Source organism: Octadecabacter arcticus 238 (assembly GCF_000155735.2).
GTDB lineage: Bacteria > Pseudomonadota > Alphaproteobacteria > Rhodobacterales > Rhodobacteraceae > Octadecabacter > Octadecabacter arcticus.
Genome location: NC_020908.1, coordinates 5,086,254 through 5,105,940, shown reverse-complemented (window position 1 = coordinate 5,105,940; position 19,687 = coordinate 5,086,254). Strand labels below are relative to the sequence as shown.

The following is a 19,687-nucleotide window of genomic DNA, read 5'->3' as shown; positions in this document are numbered from 1 at the left end:
AAACCGAAAAGGATCAAAGACCATGGACATGACAAAACACTACGTGAACGGCGAATGGGTCACTCCGTTGAGTGATAAGACCATGGCGGTCCTTAATCCTGCGACTGAAAAGCAGATCGCGACGATTGTCTTGGGGAACGACGCAGACGTGGATCGCGCCGTGGCGGCGGCAAATGCGGCACTCAAGACCTATTCGCGCACCACAAAGGCCGAACGCCTTGATCTTTTGCGGCGTCTGTTGGACGAAACCCAGAACCGGTTCGAGGATCTTGCTCAGGCAATTTCGTCTGAGATGGGCGCCCCCATTTCGATGGCCCGAGACGCGCAAACAGACGCAGCAGTCGGGCATCTGCAGGGGTTCATTGACGCGCTTGAGGCGCAGCCAGAACGCGAAGAACACGCCAACGGTGATGTGTTGTTGCGTGAACCTATTGGCGTTTGCGGTCTTATCACGCCGTGGAACTGGCCGATGAACCAGATCGCGCTCAAGGTTCTTCCGGCGCTGGCCAGCGGATGTACATGCGTGCTTAAACCGTCAGAACACACGCCGTTGTCCGCTGCAATTTATGCTGAAATCATCCATGCTGCGGGCTTTCCTGCGGGTGTTTTCAACCTCGTTTACGGCGATGGTCCGACTGTTGGGGCGGCGATGTCGCGACACCCCGACATCCAGATGATGTCGTTCACCGGATCAACACGCGCAGGCAGAGCCGTCACCAAGGATGCCGCCGATACGGTCAAACGCGTCACGCTGGAACTTGGTGGTAAATCCCCAAACCTTGTCTTTGCGGATTGTGACCTTGAGGAACGCGTGACGGAATCCGTTCTTGAATGCATGTATAATACCGGCCAGTCCTGCGACGCGCCAACGCGCATGTTGGTTGAAAAAAGTTGTTACGCACGGGTTCTCGACATCGCCAAGGCCGCCGCGATCAGCCAGACCGTTGGGGATCCAACCCTTGAAGGGGAGCATATCGGCCCGCTCTTTGACAGCATCCAGTTCGACCGCGTTCAGGCGATGATCGCCAAGGGTATCGACGAAGGTGCCACGGTGCTTGCCGGGGGGCTTGGCAAGCCTGATGGCGTTGATGCGGGCTGGTTCGTTAAGCCGACCATTTTCGCTGACGTACGTAACGATATGGCGATTGCACAGCAGGAAATCTTTGGCCCCGTTCTTGTCATCATCCCATTCGAGGACGAGGCGGACGCGATCGCAATTGCCAACGACACGCCCTACGGGCTTGCCGCGTATCTTCAGACTGGCGATCCAGACCGCGCTGAACGTGTTGCAGGCCAGCTGAAGGCAGGTGCAGTGCATATCAACGGTGGTGGCTTTAACTATGGGTCGCCCTTTGGTGGCTACAAACAATCCGGCAACGGGCGTGAAGGAGGCGCAATGGGTCTAGAAGATTATCAAGAGATCAAGACACTTCATTTTGGATAAAGATGAACACGATCGCCGGTGCTGTCAGACGAATGCGAACCAGTTTCTGTTGGCCGCCAAACGCCGGAACCTATGCTGAACAAAGTTGGCGCCACTCAGCGAGAGCGGCGGCACGATTCAGCTTGAAATTGTCCCTGCTGCAGAGCGCGCGCTCTTGATTGAAATGGTTGTCGATGGAGGCATGAACGGCGACGAATTTCTGCAGACTTTGCATGCTGCGGAACCGTTGCATGACTCGCTCAGGTCGTCGAAACAGAAGGTGGGAATTCTCAGCCCGATTGTTCAGCCAGCGGCCAGTTTCCTGATTGTCGGCATTGCGATTTCCTCCATCGCCGCACCGTAGGATTGCAGCTTGTTGGTCACCAATATATGTGGGTGTCCGTGCCAATTCGTTGATTTCTTGAGGAATTTCAATGCCGCTTTGCGATCCCGTTGCTTTGTGACGAAGGGCTCAAGCATTTCACCCTCGTGATCAACCGCGCGCCACATATTTTGCACCACTTACGCTCAAAATCCTGTGAGGAAATTCAGCCAGTTAAAGCGGTTTCAGATTATCTTCAGTGAACCGCGCTTCGCCGTTCCAAAGGTAAACACATGGTTCAGTGGGTTAATCCAAACAGATAGCATTGTGGCCTTCGAGCCTTGGAGATCCTTGCATTTTATAATGGCCAACAAAGACTGGCGGTGCGTCATTGCGATATAGAGGGACATTCTCTGCACCACTGACAGGAGCATCAGGAAGTTCGCTCAAATCAGGCACCGACAAAGCAACCTCGCGCCATGTTCCAATTTGAGCCTTCCACCAGACTATACGAACATGTCCGCGTGGATGCTTGTTTTTATCGTGAAACTTGATTTCATTGGGCAACTCAACTTATGGGCCGGAGGTAAGCCGTTCCACCGCTTTAGCGAACTTCGTTTTCTTTTCCGAAACCTCCAGCAAGTCCTCCACTCGCAGGGGGCCATCTGGTCGACGCTTTGCAACAGTTGCAATGGCATCGTCAACCCAGCAGGCATGAACGAGCCGAAAACCGTCTAGTTCAAGCCAGAGGGGCAAAGTCAGGAACCAATCGGTCCATTTGAGCGCTTCTGGGGTTACCGAAGCGTTTTTCGACCACTGTGTTAACGGTGCTTTCAACAAAGCTAGTGGAAACTCGCTCGCCATAGCGTCGGCGTTCGGCGTAATTTGGGATCGTGGATGCGTTGTTTTCGATATACGTCTGGAATTCGGTGGCGGCTTTTCGCAGGGCCTTGACGGTGTTTGTCAAAGGTGTTGTCCGCCGATTTCATGCGGCGTCTCTGATTTCAGGGGCGCTGATTTCGTTTTCTGGGTTCAACCAGACGGGCCCGGTTCTGTCGTAAAGTTTTTGACGATTGAGGGCGGGCGTTCTTTGGACACACTTATGCTGCGCGCGCCGCAAACTGCTGGAATGCGGTGAGCCCGTTGGCGTCGAGTTGCCCCTTACGGATCATGTGCGCGGTCTCGATCCCAGCCAAGGTCGCCTCGGCAGAATGGAAAGCCTTGAAGCCAAGCATCGGGCCCGTGATCCGCTTTACGAAGCGATGGTCCTGTTCAATGATGTTGTTGAGGTATTTGACCTGCAGGATCTTGATGGTGTTGCCTGAGCCCTTGAACTTCAGGATCACATTGATGCTTTGCAGACCCGCCAGATTGGCGCCGCTCTTGTCGATGACGACACGGTCAGGCACGCCATTCGTGCCAAGCGCGCGCTTGAAAAACCGACGGGCCGCAGCCTTGTCGCGACGCTCAGACAGCATGAAATCAAGGGTTTTCCAGTGTTGTCGACCGCCCGGTAATAGTAGGTCCATTTGCCTTTAACCTTGATGTAGGTTTCGTCCATGCGCCAAGATTTGGCGGTTGGCTTCTTGCGGGACTGCGCTTGTACCGCCATCAGCGGCCCAAACTTAACCACCCAACGGTTCAAGGTTGCATGGACAACTTCAGCCCCACGCTCCTCCATGATTTCTTCCAGGTCGCGATAGGAAACTCCATATCGCACATAGAAATAAACCGCGTACAGGGTTACGCTCTTAGGATAATGGGCTCCCTTGAAATCAACCGACATCCGATACACCCTGTTGCTTGCTTGTTTGAGAACCATCCCCCTCTGTCAGGGATGTTGTCCGCTGCTCTATTTTTCTCTAATTTTCAGGTGGGCGGATTAGGACAATGACATGGGATATTCACTGGAACGAAAAGCAGCTGTGCTGAAGCGGATGCTTCCGCCGAACAACGTGGCCATTCGGCAGCTTTCGCGGGAGGAAGGCATTTCGGAAGCGACGCTTTTCTCCTGGCGTGCTGAGGCGCGCAACAAGGGGCAGCTTTTGCCTGACGCTGATGCGAGCCCTGAGGGCTGGTCTTCACGTGACAAGTTTGCGGCGGTGTTGGAAACTGCTGCTCTGAACGAGGCTGACCTAGCCGAATACTGCCGCAAACGCGGCCTTTACCCGGCGCAGATTGCCATGTGGCGAGTTGCTTGCGAGCAGGCCAACGACTGGGACCGCACGAGTGCAGCACGTCTTGTGCGTGCGACCAAGGAAGACAAGAAACGGATGAAAGATTTGGAACGCGAGCTTGCTCGCAAGGATCGCGCACTGGCCGAAACTGCAGCACTGCTTGTTCTGCGAAAAAAGGCCTCAGCGATCTGGGGGGACGGAGAGGACGCATGATCAGCACCCCAGATCGCCAAACCGCAGTTGCTCTGATCAATGAGGCCGTCACCGCAGGAGCGCAGCGCGCCAAAGCCTGTTCCGAGTTGGAAATCAGCGAACGCACTCTGCGGCGCTGGACAAAAGACGGCGAGGTTCGCCCTGATAAGCGCCCCCTCGTGCCGCGTGCGGAACCAGCAAACGCGTTGAGTACGGCAGAACGCGCGGCTGTTCTAGATGTCTGTAATTCAAAGGAGTTCTCTAGCCTTCCCCCAAGTCAGATTGTGCCAAAGCTAGCAGATCGGGGGCAGTATCTAGCCTCGGAAACGAGTTTCTACCGCATTCTGCGCGCCAATGGATTGCAGCATCACCGGGGTCGAGCCAAGTCCCCAGTCAAGCGTAAGAAGCCCACAAGCTATCAGGCCAGTGCGCCCTGTGAGGTCTGGACCTGGGACATTACCTGGATGCCGGGACCTGTCGCAGGCATGTTCTTCTATCTGTATCTGATCGTGGACATCTTCAGCCGGAAGATCGTGGGCTGTACATCCATGAGCGTGAAAGTGCGGATCTGGCTGCCATTCTGATCCGGCAAGCAGTGCTAGCGGAGGGCTGTCAGATGCGCCCCTTGGTTCTGCACGCTGACAACGGCAGTCCTATGAAGGGCGCCACGATGAAGGTGACGATGGAAAAACTAGGGATCACGGCCTCCTACAGTCGCCCTCGCGTAAGCAACGACAACCCTTTCTCAGAGGCGTTGTTCCGAACCTGCAAATACCGCCCGGACTGGCCGACCAAGGGCTTTGCCACCAAGGCGGATGCTCAAACCTGGGTCCAAACCTTCGCTGGTTGGTACAATAGTGAACACCTGCACAGCGCCATCCGCTTCGTCACGCCGAATGCGCGCCACGCAGGTCATGATCGTGCAACGCTCACAAATCGTGCCAATCTCTATGCCACTGCTCGCGCGCAAAACCCGCAACGCTGGTCAGGAAAAACCCGAAACTGGCAACCAGCAGGACCCGTCTGGCTGAACCCAGAAAACGAAATCAGCGCCTCTGAAATCAGAGACGCTGCATGAAATCGGCGGACAACACCTTTGACAAACACCGCCATGTCGCAAAACAAACGAAAGATCCCAAAAGTTTGCGACAGAACCACCTTGAAACCTTTGATACGCCTTTCGTCGCGCCGATCACAGTAGATGGTGTGAGTGCCGTGCAATTGCTGGCCAAGATTGAGGCCCGCAATCAAGATAAACGCATAATCCATGTGATATGGGACAACGCCGCTTACCACAAAGGGCCGGATGTCAGGGCTTTTCTCTCACGCAAAAGCTGCCGCATCCACCTGATCCAGCTGCCGCCCTATTGCCCGCACCTAAATCCAATTGAAAGGCTCTGGGCCATGATGCACCAACACGTCACCCACAATGGCGCCTATCCCAAGAAAAAGCTATTTACCGAATCCATTCTGAAGTTCTTTCGGAAAATTATCCCAGAGAAATGGCACAACTTCCAAAATCAGGTCACTGATAACTTCAGCATCATCTCAGAACAAAATCTGCGGGTTTTGGAGTGACGGAGTATAGCTTAAATTCATATATTTTCATAAATACTTTGGCTGTCCAATGATCTTACTGCGAGGAGCTGTTAAGTCAGCGCTTTGACCGATTCCCCTTCTATTAATTTACAATTCAGTTCCAGCAAGGGTTTTGTTGGTCTGTTTTGCAAGATATTCAACAAGTAAGTTGCAGCGGCTTCGCCCATTTCTCTGGCTGGAACTGACATGCTTGTAACCGGCACCCAAAGGTCGGCCATGATGTTTAACCCATCAAAGCCAGTGATAGAAACATCATTTGGGATAGAAATGCCAATCTCTTTACAGGCCCTTAGAACTCCAAGAGCTAGGATGTCGCTCGCACAGACGATTGCAGTGGGTTTAGAGCTAAGGCCCCAGATCCTTTCTAGCGCTATTTTGCCGCTAAACGGATTATACGGCATTTCGTAAATGATGCCAGGAGACACGGGCAGGCCTCGCGATGTCATTGCATCCTCGAAACCAGCTCTGCGTTGTTTAGTGCGCGCATTTGCATGTGGGCCACCTCCCAATACAAGAACGACATCTGTATGCCCGTGATCTAAAACATATTGAGTAATCTGGCGTAAACCTTCACGGTTATCAAAGCCTATGTGTGGGTATTTGGAACCCTTCCCAACGTCCCACAAGCTTACATGTGGCATCTGTATATTTTCCAGAAACATGACAAGCCTGTCGTCGTTTTCCTGACCGATCAGAATAATTGCATCAACACCCTGTTGAGCAAGATTTCGGGCCAGCCGTAATTCTTTCTCCGTATCAAAATCTGATACCGCTAGGACTGTTGTATAATTTGCATCCGAAAGTGTTTTCTCGAGGGCTTGTATAGCAGATGCAAAGCTGCTGATCTCAAGTGTTGGAACAATGACACCAATAGTTTCAGACTTGTCAGTCTTAAGCGCCTTTGCAGCTCCATCAAGTACATAACCTAGCTCCAGAATTGACGCTTCAACGCGTAACTTGACCTCTGGCCGGACAAGTTCCGATTTCGAAAGACACCTTGAAACTGTCGCGGTTGAAACATTAGAATGCGCGGCCACGTCACTGACAGTTGGACGCCCAGAACGCCGGCCACTACGCTTTCCTGATGTAATAAAGGTAATGTCTTACTCCATTTCTGACCGTTGTTACCATATATCTGCTTAAGTGAAATAGCTCCCATAAGAGGTATATTTAACACAAAGTCATTTCTAGCAAATATAACTTGGTTAAGAAAGGAGTTGTTGCTATCTAACGGCGGTGAAAGAGGCCCCCGGCGATGTACCGAACGGTAATGACCCTCCCGGTGGTGCCTCCTATATCTCTGCGGCGATCATGGAAGCCAGCCTTGGGCTAGAGTTGAACAAAAGGTTCTGTCGCAAACTTTCGGGATCTTTCGTTTGTTGGCTGATTTTGCGACATGGTTCTCAAACAAGCAAGCAACAGGGTGTATCGGATGTCGGTTGATTTCAAGGGAGCCCATTATCCTAAGAGCGTAATCCTGTACGCGGTTTATTTCTATGTGCGATATGGAGTTCCTATGAGCTATGACTGAATCTGGTGTTTGAGTGGTTTGAAGGTTGGCGGCGTATCTGGTTGAATTGTTGTTGGAAGACAGCAGCCCAACCAAAGGAGATACACCACCATGGGAACTACTAACATTGTTGATTTTGCGCGTCGAGACGAGATGACGGACGCGTTGACGGAGTTGCTGAAAACGGGAGCACAACAATTGATCGCGACAGCAGTTGAGGCTGAGCTTGTCAGTTATTTGGCGCAATTTACCGGCTTACGCACCGATGCCGGTCACGCGGCAGTCGTGCGTAATGGACATCATCCGGCCCGCCCGTTTCAAACGGGCATTGGCCCTGTGAGCGTGCGCATTCCAAAGGTTCGGTCCAAGGACGGCACACCGGTGACATTCCGGTCTGCCCTGGTGCCGCCCTATGTGCGCCGCACGAAGACGCTGGAAGCGGCCTTGCCATGGCTTTACCTCAAAGGGATCTCCAGCGGCGAGATGGCTCCCGCCCTCAAGGTTCTTCTGGGCCCAGATGCCGTTGGCTTGTCGGCTAATACGGTTTCGCGTTTAAAACGCGATTGGGCCAATGAATACGAGGCTTGGAAAGGCGCTGAGTTAGATGACGAGCCCATCGTCTATATCTGGGCCGACGGCGTTCACAGCGGCCTTCGGGGCGAGGATGACAAGCTCTGTGCCCTTGTTATTATTGGGGTAACTGCCCGTGGCAAGAAGCGATTTCTGGCAATTGAGGATGGGGTGCGCGAGTCCACGCAGAGCTGGCGCGAGGTTCTGCTTAACCTCAAAAGCTGAGGCATGAATGCGCCCAAACTGGCCATCGGGGACGGTGCCATGGGGTTTTGGGCGGCCATGGACGAAGTCTATCCTGAGACCCGCCATCAACGCTGTTGGCAACACAAAACGATGAACGTGCTCAATTGTTTACCCAAGCTGTCTCAGCCAAAAGCCAAGGCCGCGCTGCACGACATCTGGCAGGCCGAGACCAAAGTCGATGCAGAAAAGGCGTTCGATCTGTTCATCAAAACCTACGAACCCAAATATCCCAAGGCCACACTATGCCTGCAAAAAGATCGTGAGGAACTCATGGCATTCTTCGACTTCCCGGCGCAGCATTGGCAAAGCATCCGCACTAGCAATCCAATTGAATCGGCCTTCGCGACGATCCGGCATCGTACCAAGCGTTCAAAGGGCTGCCTGTCACGCGATGGCATGCTGCACATGATGTTCAAACTGAGGCAATGTGCTGAGCAAAATTGGAGGAAGCTACGCGGCTTTGACTACCTCGCAAAAGTCATCACAGGCGTCACGTTCAAAGACGGAATCGAAACCACAAACCCCGACCAGATCACCGCATGACCAACAATACTCAAACACCAGATTTGACAATAACTCAGAAATTCATGGAGGAGCGTGGGGCTGAAGTTGACCATGCAACCTTGAACCGTTGGGTGGTTAAGTTTGGGCCGCTGATGGCGGTACAAGCGCAGTCCCGCAAGAAGCCAACCGCCGTATCTTGGCGCATGGATGAAACCTACATCAAGGTTAAGGGACGGTGGACCTACTATTACCGGGCGGTCGACAACACAGGAAAAACCCTTGATTTCATGCTGTCTGAGCGTCGCGACAAGGCTGCGGCCCGTCGGTTTTTCAAGCGCGCGATTGGCACGAATGGCGTGCCTGACCGTGTCGTCATCGACAAGAGCGGCGCCAATCTGGCGGGTCTGCAAAGCATCAATGTGATCCTGAAGTTCACGGGCTCAGGCAACACCATCAAGATCCTGCAGGTCAAATACCTCAACAACATCATTGAACAGGACCATCGCTTCGTAAAGCGGATCACGGCCCCGATGCTTGGCTTCAAGGCCTTCCATTCTGCCGAGGCGACCTTGGCTGGGATCGAGACCGCGCACATGATCCGAAAAGGGCAGCTCCATGCCAACGGCCTCACCGCGTTTCAGCAGTTTGCGGAGCTCGCAGCATAATTATGTCCAGGAATCAACCGATATCCGATACACCCTTTTGCTTGCTTGTTTGAGAACCATGTCGCAAAATCAACCAACAAACGAAAGACCCAAAAGTTTGCGACAGAACCACTCAAGGACTCCCAGTATAGCATTATATCTTTTGGACTTTATCTAATTCAGTAACCAAACTCTGGTATGCTTCGTCGTCAATCTTGACTTCGTGCTGCGAGGCCGGAAAGCTACCTGAATGAACGTCTGCAATAAACGCACTGAAAGCAGTCTTTCTCATGTCCTGCATCGAGGCCCGGGCATATTCTAGGTCGCAATATTGCTTTGAATGTCGCGGAAACGGGCCTGGACCATCCCCTAGAATGTCGCGAGCGAACAAGAATTGGACGTCACCTGCAGACCCAGCACCAATTGACACTGTGATAAGAGACGTTCTCTTGCTCAGCTCTTCTGTAACGCGCGAGGGCATGACTTCACACTCAACTGCCCAAGCGCCTGCATTCTCAAGGTCTTTGATGTCTTGGTATATCGACATTGCCTCGCCTGTAGTCTTCCCAACCGCACGCAGCCCCCCAGTCCACATGCTTTTTCTTGGAACCAGCCCTACATGACCTTGCACGGGAATACCCGCTTTCGAGAGCGTTTCAACAAATTCAAGGCTCCATTGGCACATAATAGAGTCCGCACCCAACTGTAACGCAGAATGTGCCATCCGCAGTGCCTCTTGCGACGAAGAAACACCAATTAAAGGCATTGCAAAAGTTGTGAATGTTTTGGGGGATACCCCTCTTATGGCAGCTGCACGGTGAGGGAATTCCGGCTCAAAACGGACATTTAACAAATCTATACCAGCTTTTGTGGCAGCACTTGCATCCTCAGGGCACGATGGCAAAGTCTGCGTCAGAATTTGCTGCCCCTTGAGGGCACGAATGTCCCAAATCGTTAGGTTTCGTTCCTCGAAATTTCCGACCATCGTGAACACACGTTTCATCAAACCCTCCTGTTCATTTCTATCCTAAAGTTATAGAATAATTTAACTTTAAATTAACTACCATTTCATGTTTTTATAAGCTCTAGGATGGTATTTTAAATAACATCAAAGTACTAGCTTTCACACTCGCCAAGCCCATTATATGGCTGTGCATACCAAAACAGACGATCTAAGTGTTATATACCGCTCCTACCCCAAAACCCGAACTTTTTCATGAGTTATAACGCGAAAATTGTCTGAAACTTGGTCACGGAAAACTTTCAACTCACTTGAGATGGTTTCCCAAAAGAATCTCCGGATCGCATTCGCGAACTGTTTTTGTGTGGGGTAGTATCGGTTATATGTCACCTTCTGGTGCATCACGGCCCATAATCGTTCGATGGGATTGAGGTGTGGGCAATACGGCGGCAATTGTATGAGGTGGAAGCGGCAGTCTGGTCTGGCAAGGAAAGCCCTGACATCTGGCCCTTTGTGATAGGCGGCGTTGTCCCAGATTACATGAATGATCCGTTTTTCGGAGTTGCGGGCCTCAATCTTGGTAAGAAGCTGGGCCGCACTGATCCCGCCGACGGTGGTTGGCTCGACAAAGGGCGCATCGAAGGTTTCAAGATTGAGCGCACCATGGATATTCACGCGGCCCAGGCCTGCCGTGGTCGGGACCCCTGGATTTGAACCCGTTTTGACCCAGCCAAAAGCGGGCTTCGTCTGATATTCTGGATGCACAGCGTCGGCAAAATAGACGGCTTCTACAACACAGAGCGCCCTCACACCGCGCTCAACAAACTTACCCCAGACGTGGCATACTTCGAGCAAGCAGAGATACGAAAAGTGGCATGAACATAAACCAGATGCATCTTAGCCAAGCCGCAAACCTGTCTTAAAAACCAGGACCACTTCAAGGCGTTGTAACTTCAGAAGGGCCGGTCGCAACCAGATCAAAATGGAACAAGGATTGCGGGATTCATCAAGAATCTGAACTACTATCTGAGTATAGCTATAATCGACAACATAGCGATACCAGCTATCACGAAACCCGCTGGAAACACATATTCCACGACGCTACGCTTCCCCAATTTTTCTGGATTTTGTGGGTCGGCAAGCATCGTAACATCGGTCCCAACTTGAGGGCTTCGCGCCTTCAAGACGGACTGTACGGCCTGAATGACCCTTCCATCAGCGGCAGTGTACTCATAGGAAAGACGAAATGCGCCCAAGCCGTCTTCTCGGAGATCACCTAATTCTTCGACACCAACAATTACGGCATCGACTGGTTTGGCTTTCGCCCGAAACCGGCGTGTTTTGAGGAACAGCGCTATACCCAGAAATATGAGCGCTATTGCAACGGCGAAAGCCAACCCAAGAGGAAAAAAATTCATCATCTCAATACTGTTCCCCAATTTCCCTCAGAATGTAAATAGGACTAGACCAAGCCTGCGTTCCGTCCTCCAAGGCAACGCGCACGAAGAGTGGGTTATCCCTTCCTGACTGCGGGCTCAGTTTGCGCTCAATCTGGACGGAGGTATGCGGGTTATGGTCGGGCAGTCGGAACAGGCGGATACCACGCGGCAGGATATCGGATGCGTCCAGAACGGTGTCTTCGTACCCGATGTCGGCCAATGCGACGCTTTCATTGATCAAAGCAGTACTAAGCGTGATATCGTCCGCCGTATAAGTAAGCGTAAAGCTATGGTAGGTTGCAGAGTCGAACTCCCCAGACTTGTCCAAAACGTCAGGCCCTTTTGTCGTAGCAAGCCTTTTTTCTCATCACGAACTGTCGCAAAATCAGCCTTTGATAGCTTGCCGAACGGTTTTCCCTCCAGTTTGCATTCAAAGAACCGTATCGCGGCAAGGCGTTTTTCAATCATTTTTTCGCCGTACCTACCAGCATAGGTTTGCCACTCGTAGATGATCCTGTCGAGCGCCGCGTGAATAACTGGTGCATCTTTTTCGGCGCTCGTCCCAATACACCCACGGATTAAAGTATTTTCTTCTTGTAGAGCCTGGTTCGCATTCGTCTGACAGCACCCTTTAAAGTGGCGATTGCGTGATAGGGAGAATGATTTGACCTTCTTGAAAGCGTTCCGCACAGGTCACCTGACCGTTGGAAATATCTCTCACAATCCTCAGGATGTCATCCGCAGCCGCACCGTAGTTCATCCGCCCGGAAATTACGCCTGACACATCAAGGTCTATCGCATCGGGCCAATCCGATAGAGTTTTGGGATTGCCACATATTTTGATGGTGGGGGCCAGTGGCAGGCCGGACGGGTTAAAGACGCCCATCGCAAACAAAGAGACCTGCGCGCCACCCAATACCATGCCAGTCAGGGATGTTGGGCTAAAGAACGGAGTGTTCATAAAGAACAGCCCTTTGCCGGTCGGTTCTTCTCCAAAATTTAGCGCCCCTGCAAAGCGGCTGGTGCCAATTTTGCAAAGGGCACCCATCGTCTTTTCCGTCAAGGTGCTCAGGCCGGCTTCTATGTTTTCTTGCGTTGGGTTCACACCGCGATAATCCGTTCCATCCGACGTCATTATCGCATCTTCCGCACTTAGATATGCCAGAATGGCGTCGGCGACTTGAGGGGTTCGAGATTGGGCGAGGACGATGTCTTCGCCGCCTAAGAACTCAGCGGTTTCTGACACAATAGCGGTGCCACCAGCGTCGATCAGCCGGTCCACAAAACGCCCGATGGCCGGATTGGCGCAAAGCGCGGATGTCGCGTCAGACCCGCCGCATTCAAGTGCAACCGTGAGATCGGGCAGCAAGAATTTTGATTTTGACTGTTCCGCCGCTTCAGCCAGAAGACTGCGCAAATGGGCGGCCATAGTTTCACAGGCGGCCTGCATACCCTGCTGCGCCATTAGCGCGACAATAACGATTGGTTTTCCCAATTCGGCGCAGAACCTGCGTAGTTGATCAGCAGATGCTCCATCATGTGTCACAACAAGGGCGGCGCCGACATTCGGGTGGGCGATGATTGCGTTGATCATGTCGTGCTGAAGGGTGGCATCAATCCCGCGCAAGCCACGTTGGAATGCGGGAGTTAATGGCAGTACGCCGGGAACCTGCTCCGCGGCCAGTGTCGTGACACGGTCGGTGAGCGCCACAGTTGAAAAAGCGATAACGTGATTTCGGAGGCCAATGCGCCCATCTGAGCGCCGCCAACCCAATCCGATTGCATCATTCAATGTTGTGGACATGCACGTGTTCTCCCTCGCGGATACCCGTCTTGGCATGACCAATCACTACACCGTACTTTATCACCGTTTCGCCAGCCGCAATCGGTGCCAGTGCAACCTTGTGCCCAAAGGGGATGCCTTGATCTACCGACATGCCTCCAGATATCAGGGTGCAGTCCAATTGATCGTCCAGAAGCGTTGCCACGTTGTCACCCGCCTGAGTTTTCAGGGACAAACGCGCGCCAGATGGTTTATCAGGTTTGGTCATACTTGCCCTCTGCGAAAGACTGTATGCTCTTGCGTGTAGAAATGCAGGGTTGATGCGCCGTTTGAGCCGCCAACACCCAGAGACGAGTTTTTAACACCGACGAAAGGCGCATGGTCTTCTGGGAAACTGCCACAGTTGACATGTATCATTCCGCTTTCAGCTTCGGCGATGAAACGATCAACTAGCGGCGTTTGTTCGGAATAGAGACAGGCGGACAGCCCAAATTCAACGTCATTGCAGATTTCCAGCGCTTCATTGGGGGTGTCATATGGGATCACCGCAAGGACGGGGCCAAAGACCTCTTCGTGTGCGATCTCCATATCTGGCGTCACGTCAGACAGAATTGTCGGCGCGAAGAAATAGCCATCGTTTAGCTCAATACTATGCCCCCCGGCGGCGGCTTTAGCACCCTCAGCAACGGCGCGGTCCACAAAGGCTGCAACATCATTGCGGGCATTGGCCCCCATCAGCGGGCCAAGTGTCGTTGCAGGATCAAGCCCGTCCCCGACCACCGCGGCCTTGGCGCGTTTTGACAAACCTTCGACAACCTGCGCTTCGATGTCTCGGCGCACAATGACGCGGCTGATTGCAGTGCAGCGTTGACCACAAACAGAAAAAGCTGCCATGTAGATTTGATCAAGCGTTGCATCCAGATCGCTGGCATCGTTCAAAATCGCCGGGTTCTTGCCGCCAAGCTCGAGGCTGATTTCAGCAAGGTTCGCCGCAGCCGCTTGCGCCACGATGCGGCCAATACCAACCGATCCTGTAAAGCTGATGGCATCGACACCCTCCGCCGACGTCAATGCACTCCCCAAACTGCCTGAACCATAGGCAATCTGGAACAGTCCCTTGGGTAGGATTTCATCCGCCACTTCTTGCATGATAAAGGCTGCACCGGGCGTGCTGATTGACGGCTTCAGGACGATGGCGTTGCCATAGACCAAGGCCGGTATCGTCTTGCGGATTGGGGTGCTGAACGGGAAATTCCATGGGTTAATCCCGACGATCACACCGCGGGGGCGACGCGTAGAATAGGTCACAGTATCAGGTTTTTGTGAGGGAAGGACCTCTCCAATGGGTGCAGAGGCACGGCGCGTGGTGGCACGACCTTCACCCAAAGCCTTGTTAACCTCACCGCGAGATTCGCCAATGACTTTGCCCATTTCGCGGGTAATTGCTGTTGCAATGTCTTCCCGGCGTGCTTCCAAACCATTAAGGAAGGCGTCCACAATTTTGCCGCGCTCGGGCTGGGGGACCTTGGCCCATTCCCGTTGTGCCGCCCGTGCCGTTGCTATGATCGCGGGCACATCATCGGGTTTGATCGTTGGAAATGATCCGACAACTTCGCTTGGGTTCGCGGGGTTATGAATATCGACAAGCATTGATTTACCTCAGACTTCGAAGGGTTTCAGGCAGCCAGAGGCTGAGTTGTGGGAAGAAGATGACAATCAACATCACCATAATAAGCGTGGCAACATAAGGCAGGATCGCCACCGCAACACGTTCAAATTTTATGTTCGCGATTTGACTTGCCACAAAGAGATTCACGCCAAGGGGCGGAGTCAGGAAGGCAATCTCGATTGTCACAATTAAGATGATTCCAAAGTGAACCGGGTCGATGCCATAGCTGACCACCAAAGGCACAAGGATCGGCGCTAAGATGATGATGGCGCTGATGGTTTCCATGAACGTGCCGATGATGATCAACATCAGGCAGATCAGCAGCAAGATCAGCGTCGCACTTTCTGTAATGCCACTGAACGATTCAACGACATCTTGTGGGATGCGTTCCAGCGTGATGACTGTGGCAAATAAGGTCGAACAGGCCACGATGATCATCAATGCGCCGCCAAGGCGAACCGCGTTTTCGAACGCGGCACGCAGTCCGGGCAGCGTTAGCTGGCGGTAGACCACAACACTGACGACCAGTGCATAGACAACCGCACAAACCGAGGCCTCAACCGGGGTGAAGATACCCGAATAGATACCGCCTAAAATGAAGATCGGCAGGAACAATGCAAACTTTGCTTTCCAGATCAGGCACCAGATGCTTTGGCGTTCGATGCTGTGATCAATTTCGATGACTGCGCCTGACCTGATGGCCAAGACATAGGCAACCCCCGCCAAAAGAAATGCGGTAAACAAGCCGGGCAACATGCCCGCGGCAAAGAGGTCAGCAATCGAAACATTGGCTATAATCCCGTAGATGATCAACGGATTGCTGGGTGGAATCATAACCCCAAGCGTGCCACCAGTCGCCGAGACGCTCGCGGCATATTCAGGCGAATACCCAGCTTTGATCATCGACGGGATCATGATCGCACCGATTGCGGCTACGGTTCCGGGGCCAGACCCTGAGATTGCGGCGAAAAACATACATGAAAAGATCGTCACAATACCAAGGCTGCCAGGGATGTGACCAAAGGCATGGCGGAAAATACTAATAATATCTTCTGTGATGCCACCCTTTTGCATAATGTTGCCAGCCAGAATGAAAGATGGGATCGCCAGCAGAGCGAATTTATCCAAGCCGTTCAGAACGTTTTGCGTCGCAAAAATCAGCGGCGCGTCTGTCAGATAGCTGACAGCAAGGCCCGTGATGCCAAGGGCTGCGTAAATAGGCAGGCCCAGAAACAGTAAGATAGGAAAGAGAACTAGCAGGATCACATAGACGTCATTCATCACCAAGTTCCTTTGTCGATATATCCAGTTCGCCGCCGCGCAGCAGAACGACAAGATCGCGCAGATGTAGGGCAAAGATAATTGCAAACCCAAGGCTCATCCCGATAAACAAGTGGTTTTGATTGAACCTAAGCGCCGCCGAGGTGTTCGGATAGCGCAGACCGTCAACGAAATTGTACCAAGAAAAATAGGCCATCGTCGCGGCAAACCCCAGCAAGATGGCGGTGTGAAGGAAGTCGATTTTGCGCACACCAATCTTGCGGCCAATAAAATCCGAAAAGACCGACACCCGCAGATGCGATTTCGTCAGCGTGCCGTAAGCGGCGGCCAAGAAGACCATAGTAATAAAGCTGAAACGACCGAGCTCTTCGGTCCAATCAACGGCCCATCGCAATTCCCGTGAGACGACCTGCAAGAAAAGTGCGCTGACCATTAGCGCAAGACCGGTTGCCGCAAGCCCGAACAAAACATATCTTAGGAATTTCATCGCAAAGCCCCTGAATAAAGTCGTAGCATCCGGCGCAAAATCCACCGGACGCTACATAATCTTAAAATATTATTCGCCGGGGTAAGCCGCCAAAATGTCGAGCGCGCGTTGGACAACTGCTTCGCCGTCTGTCCCAATCGTTTCGTAGTAATCAGGCCAGATCGCGCGTGCTTTTTCCAACCATTCGGTTTCGTCTTCGATGGCAGTAATTATAACACCAGCCTCGCGAGCTTTGTCCCACCATTTGGCTTCGTCAAGTGGCTGCCACCAGCGGATATAATCCGTGGCTTCTTCTCCCGCGCGAAGAATAGCAGCTTGGTGCTCTTCTGAAAGACCTTGGAACCAAACTTCTGATACGACAATTGGGTGCGTCAGGATCGTGTAGTGGAACGTTGTCATCCTGTTGATGACTTCGTTAAACTTCATACCAATGACGTCAGTAACTGGGTTGTCACCTCCTTCGACAACACCCTGTTGCAGAGCATTGTAAAGTTCGGGCCAAGCGATTGGCGTCGGGTTTCCGCCCCATGCTTCGTAGGACGCGATCATGATCGGGTTCGGTGGAACCCGCATTTTCAAACCCGCAAGGTCAGCCGGCGCTTCGATGGGATCGTCTGATTTGTAGAAGAAGGCGCGCCAGCCAGAGTTTTCCCAGCCCACAATACGCACGCCTGCCTCATCAATCACGCGCGGCACAAGGAACGGGGTAATTTCATCCTGAAGATAGTTCACTTCCTCTGTCGAAGTCGCAAGGTACGGCAGAATGAACACGTTCAGTGATGGTGCCAAAGCCGCGAGGTTGTTTGTCGCAGGTAATCCTACATGCAAGGCGCCCTGACGGGCTTGCTGAATCATTTCGACCTCACCCCCAAGTTGCGCGCCTGGAAAAATTTCAGCTCGAATTTCGTTATGCGTATAAATACCAACCAACTCCGCAAAACGTTTGAGGACCGCCGTGTGGGACGACCACTCCATGTTCACGGAATGACCGATCTTCATGACGATCTGATCGTCCATTTCAGGCACAGAACGCCAATCCAGCGGATTGAATTCCTGCGCGGCTGACAAGACTGGAGCAAGTGCGAATGCCCCCGTCAGGAATGCGGCTTTTGTCCAATTTTTCATTTAATTTCCTCCCAGTTGTTTTCAGTTTTAGTGGCCGTCCTTGATCATTTGGGCGGCTTTTTCGGCAATCATATAGGTTGCAGAATTCGTGTTTGCGGATGGAATGCGGGGCATGACCGATGCGTCGACAACACGCAGACCGTCGATCCCCTGAACGCGTAATTGCGGGTCAACAACCGCCCTGTCGTCACTGCCCATGCGGCAGGTTCCAACAAGGTGATAGACCGTTGTCGCGTTTGCGCGGATCGCGGCTTTGAGGTCTTCATCCGTCTGATGCGCACTGCCCGGGATGACCTCACTTGACCAAAACCCACGAAACTCCGGCTGTTGGTAGATGTCACGAACCGCCTTTAGTCCTTCAAGCGTCACATCAAGATCGCGTTCGACCCCGAAGTAGTTCATTCGGATTTTTGGGTTAGCAAATGGGTCTGTTGAGCAGATTTGTATCTGTCCGCGGCTTTCTGGGTGGCACTGCCAGAAGGACGTCGTAAAGCCAGGATACCGGTGCAGCGGTTTTCCGGGTTTATCCACCGAAAGCGGCATCACAAACAGTTGGAGATCTGGCCGGTCATCCTTCGCGTATTTGGTGCGGATCGCGCCACCCACCTGACCAGCGCCAACACTCAGTGGGCCAGCCCCGTTGATCAACCAATCAAGCCCCATCTGGGCAAGACGGAATGGATTTCGAACGTGATCGTTTAAAGAGAGACCGCGCTGTTTAAGCTCAACTATCGTACGCATCTGAATATGATCTTGGAGGTTTTCACCAACTTCCGGTGCTGCGTGCCGCACATCAATTCCCTGTGCCTTCAGAAGTTCAACCGGCCCGATCCCTGACAATTGCAAAAGCTGTGGGGTTTGCACCGCGCCACCACAAAGAATGACCTCACTTGTCGTAGTGGCGGTCTGGTCCTGACCCCTTTGGCGGAAAGACACGCCTGTCGCACGTAGCCCATCAAAGGTAATCCCCGTGACATGCGCCCGCAGCTTTACCGTCAGATTGTGCCGCGTCATTGCGGGTTTCAGATAGGCCGTTGCGGCACTGTCGCGCCAACGTCCGCGCAAGGTGAGCTGATAAGACCCAATCCCATATGTGGTGGCGCCGTTGAAATCCGAATTGCGCGGCAAGCCGGATGCACGGGCTGCGTCCATCCAAGCATCACAAGCGGTGTTTTTGTTACGCAAGTCGCTGACATGAAGCGGCCCATGCGCACCTCTGTATTGAGAAGGCTCTCCGCTGTAAGTTTCCACTTTTCGGAAATGGGGAAGGACCGCGTCATGGTTCCAGCCCTGTGCACCCAATTTGGCCCAGTCATCGAAATCTTCGTGCTGACCGCGAATATAGATAAGCCCGTTGATCGAACTAGAGCCACCAATCACACGACCGCGCGGACAATCCATGCGCCGTCCATTGATCCCCTCGTCGGGTTCAGAGCGGTAAAGATGGGAATACGCCGGATTATAAATCGACTTAAAATAACCGACAGGGAGTTTAAGCCAAAAGTTCCGGTCAGAGCCTCCGCCTTCGAGAACAAGCACATTGCACGTCGGATCTTCGCTCAGTCGCGCTGCAAGAGTTGCCCCTGCAGTTCCAGCTCCAACGACGATGTAGTCGTATGTCGACATCTTGCGCTTACTCCAAAAACCTAAAGTCCTATATATAAGCTTAATCAAGAGTCCTCGACGCCTGCAACATAAAAATACTAAAAGTAGGACTTTAGGGTTTTCAGTTGTTTAACCTTATGAAAGTTGGGT

The 19,687-nt window shown here is 52.6% G+C and carries 16 protein-coding genes and 6 pseudogenes; 6 read left to right on the top strand and 16 right to left on the bottom strand.

Features of this window, described 5'->3' with window-relative positions; all coding sequences use genetic code 11:
* Positions 1-22: 22 nt before the first annotated feature.
* Positions 23-1,444, top strand: coding sequence for an aldehyde dehydrogenase family protein (locus OA238_RS26435; RefSeq protein ID WP_015497529.1), 1,422 nt, complete (start codon positions 23-25; stop codon positions 1,442-1,444).
* Between the two features lie 70 nt (positions 1,445-1,514).
* Here OA238_RS26435 and OA238_RS31045 read toward each other — a convergent pair.
* From OA238_RS31045 to OA238_RS26415, 4 genes and pseudogenes are all read right to left on the bottom strand, one after another.
* Positions 1,515-1,933, bottom strand: a pseudogene (locus OA238_RS31045) (DDE-type integrase/transposase/recombinase); the annotation flags it as partial.
* 385 nt (positions 1,934-2,318) lie between these two features.
* Positions 2,319-2,609 carry a metallophosphoesterase family protein gene (locus OA238_RS33225; RefSeq protein ID WP_044037714.1) on the bottom strand — a complete coding sequence of 97 codons (291 nt, stop codon included), beginning with the start codon at positions 2,607-2,609 and terminating at the stop codon, positions 2,319-2,321.
* Positions 2,545-2,703, bottom strand: a pseudogene (locus OA238_RS31035) (ISKra4 family transposase); the annotation flags it as partial. The pseudogene OA238_RS31035 and the gene OA238_RS33225, both read right to left, overlap by 65 nt.
* Before the next feature lie 142 nt (positions 2,704-2,845).
* A protein-coding gene (locus OA238_RS26415) for an IS6 family transposase (RefSeq protein WP_144055997.1) occupies positions 2,846-3,531 on the bottom strand; the annotation gives its coding sequence in 2 pieces (ribosomal slippage) (positions 2,846-3,237 and positions 3,237-3,531; 687 coding nt in all).
* Positions 3,532-3,640: 109 nt separating this feature from the next.
* On the opposite strand from OA238_RS26415, the pseudogene OA238_RS26405 reads away from it, so the two are divergent.
* Both OA238_RS26405 and OA238_RS26400 read left to right on the top strand, forming a co-directional pair.
* Positions 3,641-5,192 (top strand): annotated as a pseudogene (locus OA238_RS26405) (IS3 family transposase).
* Positions 5,189-5,692, top strand: coding sequence for a transposase (locus tag OA238_RS26400; RefSeq protein ID WP_044037713.1), 504 nt, complete (start codon positions 5,189-5,191; stop codon positions 5,690-5,692). Before OA238_RS26405 ends, OA238_RS26400 begins: the two are co-directional and overlap by 4 nt.
* Before the next feature lie 71 nt (positions 5,693-5,763).
* On the opposite strand, the gene OA238_RS26395 is transcribed toward OA238_RS26400, so the two are convergent.
* Positions 5,764-6,750 carry a LacI family DNA-binding transcriptional regulator gene (locus OA238_RS26395; RefSeq protein ID WP_015497526.1) on the bottom strand — a complete coding sequence of 329 codons (987 nt, stop codon included), beginning with the start codon at positions 6,748-6,750 and terminating at the stop codon, positions 5,764-5,766.
* 395 nt (positions 6,751-7,145) lie between these two features.
* On the opposite strand from OA238_RS26395, the pseudogene OA238_RS32320 reads away from it, so the two are divergent.
* From OA238_RS32320 to OA238_RS26380, 3 pseudogenes are all read left to right on the top strand, one after another.
* Positions 7,146-7,226 (top strand): annotated as a pseudogene (locus OA238_RS32320) (IS6 family transposase); the annotation flags it as partial.
* Positions 7,227-7,334: 108 nt separating this feature from the next.
* Positions 7,335-8,582, top strand: a pseudogene (locus OA238_RS31030) (IS256-like element ISOan6 family transposase).
* A 47-nt stretch (positions 8,583-8,629) separates the two neighbouring features.
* Positions 8,630-9,208 (top strand): annotated as a pseudogene (locus tag OA238_RS26380) (IS6 family transposase); the annotation flags it as partial.
* 133 nt (positions 9,209-9,341) lie between these two features.
* On the opposite strand, the gene OA238_RS26375 reads toward OA238_RS26380, so the two are convergent.
* From OA238_RS26375 to OA238_RS26325, 11 genes are all read right to left on the bottom strand, one after another.
* On the bottom strand, positions 9,342-10,190 hold the full coding sequence (locus OA238_RS26375) for a 3-methyl-2-oxobutanoate hydroxymethyltransferase (protein WP_015497524.1): 849 nt from the start codon (positions 10,188-10,190) through the stop codon (positions 9,342-9,344).
* Positions 10,191-10,379: 189 nt separating this feature from the next.
* On the bottom strand, positions 10,380-10,958 hold the full coding sequence (locus tag OA238_RS31025; protein WP_420806473.1) for an IS630 family transposase: 579 nt from the start codon (positions 10,956-10,958) through the stop codon (positions 10,380-10,382).
* A gap of 212 nt (positions 10,959-11,170) precedes the next feature.
* Positions 11,171-11,569, bottom strand: a complete 399-nt coding sequence (locus OA238_RS26365; protein ID WP_044037711.1) for a DUF3592 domain-containing protein — start codon at positions 11,567-11,569, stop codon at positions 11,171-11,173.
* A 1-nt stretch (position 11,570) separates the two neighbouring features.
* A complete protein-coding gene (locus OA238_RS26360) occupies positions 11,571-11,828 on the bottom strand; it encodes a hypothetical protein (RefSeq protein ID WP_144055996.1) in 258 nt (85 codons plus the stop codon).
* A 390-nt stretch (positions 11,829-12,218) separates the two neighbouring features.
* Positions 12,219-13,391 (bottom strand): UxaA family hydrolase, encoded by a 1,173-nt coding sequence (locus OA238_RS26355; RefSeq protein WP_015497522.1) that lies wholly within the window; start codon positions 13,389-13,391, stop codon positions 12,219-12,221.
* Entirely contained in the window at positions 13,372-13,638 is a 267-nt protein-coding gene (locus OA238_RS26350; RefSeq protein ID WP_051076616.1) for a UxaA family hydrolase, read from the bottom strand. Before OA238_RS26350 ends, OA238_RS26355 begins: the two co-directional genes overlap by 20 nt.
* Positions 13,635-15,020: an aldehyde dehydrogenase family protein gene (locus OA238_RS26345; RefSeq protein WP_015497521.1), complete on the bottom strand. Its 1,386-nt coding sequence runs from the start codon at positions 15,018-15,020 to the stop codon at positions 13,635-13,637. Before OA238_RS26345 ends, OA238_RS26350 begins: the two co-directional genes overlap by 4 nt.
* 4 nt (positions 15,021-15,024) lie before the next feature.
* The gene (locus OA238_RS26340; RefSeq protein ID WP_015497520.1) at positions 15,025-16,320 is read right to left on the bottom strand and encodes a TRAP transporter large permease; all 1,296 of its coding nucleotides are present in this window, start codon (positions 16,318-16,320) and stop codon (positions 15,025-15,027) included.
* Positions 16,313-16,807 carry a TRAP transporter small permease gene (locus tag OA238_RS26335; RefSeq protein ID WP_015497519.1) on the bottom strand — a complete coding sequence of 165 codons (495 nt, stop codon included), beginning with the start codon at positions 16,805-16,807 and terminating at the stop codon, positions 16,313-16,315. Before OA238_RS26335 ends, OA238_RS26340 begins: the two co-directional genes overlap by 8 nt.
* Before the next feature lie 69 nt (positions 16,808-16,876).
* Positions 16,877-17,932: a TRAP transporter substrate-binding protein gene (locus tag OA238_RS26330; protein ID WP_015497518.1), complete on the bottom strand. Its 1,056-nt coding sequence runs from the start codon at positions 17,930-17,932 to the stop codon at positions 16,877-16,879.
* 27 nt (positions 17,933-17,959) lie between these two features.
* Positions 17,960-19,558 carry a GMC family oxidoreductase gene (locus tag OA238_RS26325; RefSeq protein ID WP_015497517.1) on the bottom strand — a complete coding sequence of 533 codons (1,599 nt, stop codon included), beginning with the start codon at positions 19,556-19,558 and terminating at the stop codon, positions 17,960-17,962.
* Between the last annotated feature and the right edge of the window lie 129 nt (positions 19,559-19,687).

Coding starts and splice junctions, on each gene's coding strand:
- OA238_RS26375 (WP_015497524.1), bottom strand. CDS start 10,190: ATGAAACGTGTGTTCACGATGGTCGGAAATTTCGAGGAACGAAACCTA.
- OA238_RS26350 (WP_051076616.1), bottom strand. CDS start 13,638: ATGACCAAACCTGATAAACCATCTGGCGCGCGTTTGTCCCTGAAAACT.
- OA238_RS26325 (WP_015497517.1), bottom strand. CDS start 19,558: ATGTCGACATACGACTACATCGTCGTTGGAGCTGGAACTGCAGGGGCA.
- OA238_RS26365 (WP_044037711.1), bottom strand. CDS start 11,569: ATGATGAATTTTTTTCCTCTTGGGTTGGCTTTCGCCGTTGCAATAGCG.
- OA238_RS26335 (WP_015497519.1), bottom strand. CDS start 16,807: ATGAAATTCCTAAGATATGTTTTGTTCGGGCTTGCGGCAACCGGTCTT.
- OA238_RS26435 (WP_015497529.1), top strand. CDS start 23: ATGGACATGACAAAACACTACGTGAACGGCGAATGGGTCACTCCGTTG.
- OA238_RS26345 (WP_015497521.1), bottom strand. CDS start 15,020: ATGCTTGTCGATATTCATAACCCCGCGAACCCAAGCGAAGTTGTCGGA.
- OA238_RS26355 (WP_015497522.1), bottom strand. CDS start 13,391: ATGTCCACAACATTGAATGATGCAATCGGATTGGGTTGGCGGCGCTCA.
- OA238_RS33225 (WP_044037714.1), bottom strand. CDS start 2,609: ATGGCGAGCGAGTTTCCACTAGCTTTGTTGAAAGCACCGTTAACACAG.
- OA238_RS26340 (WP_015497520.1), bottom strand. CDS start 16,320: ATGAATGACGTCTATGTGATCCTGCTAGTTCTCTTTCCTATCTTACTG.
- OA238_RS26330 (WP_015497518.1), bottom strand. CDS start 17,932: ATGAAAAATTGGACAAAAGCCGCATTCCTGACGGGGGCATTCGCACTT.
- OA238_RS26400 (WP_044037713.1), top strand. CDS start 5,189: ATGAAATCGGCGGACAACACCTTTGACAAACACCGCCATGTCGCAAAA.